This is a genomic window from Streptomyces sp. TRM49041 (assembly GCF_008271805.1).
Lineage (GTDB): Bacteria > Actinomycetota > Actinomycetes > Streptomycetales > Streptomycetaceae > Streptomyces.
On sequence record NZ_VSRY01000164.1, the window covers coordinates 1 to 3,315 of the forward strand.

The 3,315-nt window shown below is 71.9% G+C and carries 2 protein-coding genes, 1 tRNA gene and 1 pseudogene; 3 read left to right on the plus strand and 1 reads right to left on the minus strand.

The genetic code is table 11. The features are described 5' to 3' along the window. From FVS66_RS27805 to FVS66_RS27815, 3 genes and pseudogenes are all read left to right on the plus strand, one after another. Window positions 1-215, plus strand: a pseudogene (locus FVS66_RS27805) (hypothetical protein); the annotation flags it as partial. Window positions 216-480: 265 nt separating this feature from the next. Then, the gene (locus FVS66_RS27810) at window positions 481-2,613 is read left to right on the plus strand and encodes a DEAD/DEAH box helicase (RefSeq protein ID WP_149183989.1); all 2,133 of its coding nucleotides are present in this window, start codon (window positions 481-483) and stop codon (window positions 2,611-2,613) included. Between the two features lie 154 nt (window positions 2,614-2,767). Then, window positions 2,768-2,840 (plus strand) — tRNA-Lys (locus FVS66_RS27815). A 171-nt stretch (window positions 2,841-3,011) separates the two neighbouring features. Here the strand turns inward: FVS66_RS27815 and FVS66_RS27820 are convergent. Continuing rightward, window positions 3,012-3,200 carry a hypothetical protein gene (locus tag FVS66_RS27820; RefSeq protein ID WP_149183990.1) on the minus strand — a complete coding sequence of 63 codons (189 nt, stop codon included), beginning with the start codon at window positions 3,198-3,200 and terminating at the stop codon, window positions 3,012-3,014. Between the last annotated feature and the right edge of the window lie 115 nt (window positions 3,201-3,315).

Below are 3,315 nucleotides of genomic sequence, written 5' to 3' on the forward strand. Positions count from 1 at the left end.
GGCCGAGCGGCCCGCCCGCGTCCCCGTCCGCGCCCGCGACGCCGCCGGAGCCGACGCCCGCCCCGTCGCAGCCCCCCGAGCCGCCGTCGCCCGACCCCTCGGAGCCGCCCACCGCGTCCCCGTCCGCCGACATCCGTACGGAGGCGATGCGCGGCGCCGACCGGTCCGGGCTGTGGTCGGAACCGGCCGCGTCGCCACAGGTCGCGCCCGCGTGACGGGGCGACGTCGTGCAGCGGGTCCGGGCCGGTCCGGCGAGGCGGTCCGCGCCCGCTGACCAGGCAAGTTGCGCCGAGTGGGGGAAGGTGCGTATGGTGGTAGATCGTTTGATCCCATTTGCCCGGCGCCACGACCGAAGCGCGCCGCGTGTGGCGCGTTCTCTCCCTTGCCGTGGCTGACCGCATCGAGGCGGTCGATTTGCTAAGCAGCGAAACACGGAGTTGACGGGCGCGTGCCGAGACTCCGGAAGGTTTCGCATTTCGCATGTCCATTTCCAGTACTGACCAGGCTGTCCTGACGACGTCCGAGAACGACGAGCTGGCCGTGGCCGCCGCCGTGGACCAGGCCATCGACGAGGCCGTCGTCGCCGGGACCGACGCCGAGAACGAGACCGAGGCCGACGAGCCGACGATCACCTTCGGGGACCTGGGGCTGCCCGAGGGCGTCGTACGCAAGCTCGCCCAGAACGGCGTCACCGTCCCGTTCCCGATCCAGGCCGCGACCATCCCGGACGCCCTGGCCGGCAAGGACATCCTCGGCCGTGGCCGTACCGGCTCCGGCAAGACCCTCTCCTTCGGCCTGCCGCTGCTGGCCACCCTCGCGGGCGGCCACACGGAGAAGAAGAAGCCGCGCGGCGTCATCCTCACCCCCACCCGTGAGCTCGCCATGCAGGTCGCGGACGCCCTCCAGCCGTACGGCGACGTGCTCGGCCTGCGCATGAAGGTCGTGTGCGGCGGCACGTCGATGGGCAACCAGATCTACGCCCTCGAGCGCGGTGTCGACGTCCTCGTCGCCACCCCGGGCCGGCTGCGCGACGTCATCAACCGCGGCGCCTGCTCCCTGGAGCAGGTCCGGGTCGCCGTGCTCGACGAGGCCGACCAGATGTCCGACCTCGGCTTCCTGCCCGAGGTCACCGAGCTCCTCGACCAGGTCCCGGTCGACGGCCAGCGCATGCTGTTCTCCGCGACCATGGAGAACGAGATCGCGACCCTGGTCAAGCGCTACCTGAAGGACCCGGTCAACCACGAGGTCGACAGCGCCCAGGGCAACGTCACGACCATGACCCACCACGTCCTCGTCGTGAAGCCGAAGGACAAGGCGCCGGTCACCGCCGCGATCGCCGCCCGCAAGGGCCGCACGATCATCTTCGTCCGCACCCAGCTGGGCGCCGACCGCGTCGCCGAGCAGCTGCGCGACGCCGGGGTGAAGGCCGACGCCCTGCACGGCGGCATGACGCAGGGCGCCCGCACCCGGACCCTGGCCGACTTCAAGGACGGGTACGTGAACGTGCTCGTCGCGACGGACGTCGCCGCGCGCGGCATCCACGTGGACGGCATCGACCTCGTCCTGAACGTCGACCCGGCCGGCGACCACAAGGACTACCTGCACCGCTCGGGCCGTACGGCTCGCGCCGGCCGTTCGGGCGTCGTGGTCTCCCTGGCCCTGCCGCACCAGCGCCGCCAGATCTTCCGCCTCATGGAGGACGCGGGCGTCGACGCCTCCCGCCACATCATCGGCCAGGGCGGCGCCTTCGACCCGGAGGTCGCCGAGATCACCGGCGCCCGGTCGCTGACCGAGGTGCAGGCCGACTCCGCGAACAACGCCGCCAAGCAGGCCGAGCGCGAGGCCGCCGACCTGGCCAAGCAGCTGGAGCGCATGCAGCGCCGCGCGACGGAGCTCCGCGAGGAGGCCGACCGCCTGATCGCCCGCGCCGCGCGCGAGCGGGGCGACGACCCGGAGGCCGCCGTCGCGGAGGCCGCCGAGGCCGCCGCCGAGCCGGCCACGCCGGTGGCCGAGGCGCAGCCGCGCGAGGAGCGCCCGTCGTACGAGCGCCGCGACGACCGCTCGTTCGGCCGTGACCGCCGTGACGACCGGTCCGACCGTCGTGACGACCGTGGTGACCGTGGTGGTTTCCGCCGTGACGACCGTCGTGACGACCGTCCGTTCAACCGTGACCGTCGTGACGACCGTGGTGACCGTGGTGGCGACCGTGGTGGTTTCCGTCGCGACGACCGTCGTGACGACCGTCCGTTCAACCGTGACCGTCGTGACGACCGCGGTGACCGTGGTGGCGACCGTGGTGGTTTCCGTCGCGACGACCGTCCGTTCAACCGCGACCGTCGTGACGACCGCGGTGGCTTCCGCCGCGACGACCGTCCGTTCAACCGCGACCGTCGTGACGACCGTGGTGACCGCGGTGGCGACCGTGGTGGTTTCCGCGGCGCTGACCGTCCGTTCAACCGCGACCGTCGCGACGACCGCCCCTCCGGCGGCCACCCCTCCGGCGGCCACCGCTCCGGCGGCCACGACCGCCCGAACGGCCGCCGCGACGACCACCGGGGCTCCGGCTCCTTCGGCCGCCGCGACGACAAGCCGCGCTGGAAGCGCAACGGCTGACGCCCCGTAGAGGCTCAGGACGGGCCCGTACGCGACACTCCGTGTGTCACGTACGGGCCCGTCCCGCCTCCGGCGCCCGCCAGAAGTGGGTCTTGTGCCGATACCCGATCGGCTCACGGTCCTGGGCGGGCTATGCTCGGGGGTGACCCTTCGAGGGCCCTTAGCTCAATTGGCAGAGCAGCGGACTTTTAATCCGTTGGTTGTGGGTTCGAGTCCCACAGGGCCTACTTACTGGAGCCCAGGTCAGAGAGGTTCTGCCCTGGGCTCCTCGCTGCTCCTGGACGCGGTAAAGATCGCTAGCTCGGCCAACGCTCGGCCGAAGTGCAAACGATCATGGACGTGAAGCCCCGGCCGGCGCTCGGGGGATGGCGCCGACCGGGGCGGTCAGCGGCCGATGATCAGTCGATCCCGGGCGCGGTGGTGAGCTGTCCCTTGCGGGTGGCTCCTCCGCAGTCCTCGCACGACACGATCACCGCGCCCATGATGATGAGCGCGACGGTGTTGCGGCCTCGGCACTCACGGCACGGAGTCCGGTTGAACCGCTGCTGCACGTGCGTGAACGCCGCGTTGACCTGGTCGGCGTTCACGCGGACGCGGTGACGCCGGCCTGCTCCAGCTCCGTGTCGGTGGCGCGGAGATGGTCGAACTCGCCGGCTGCGGCGCCGTCGAGGAACTTCGTGAACTCTGCCCGGGTGAAGTACA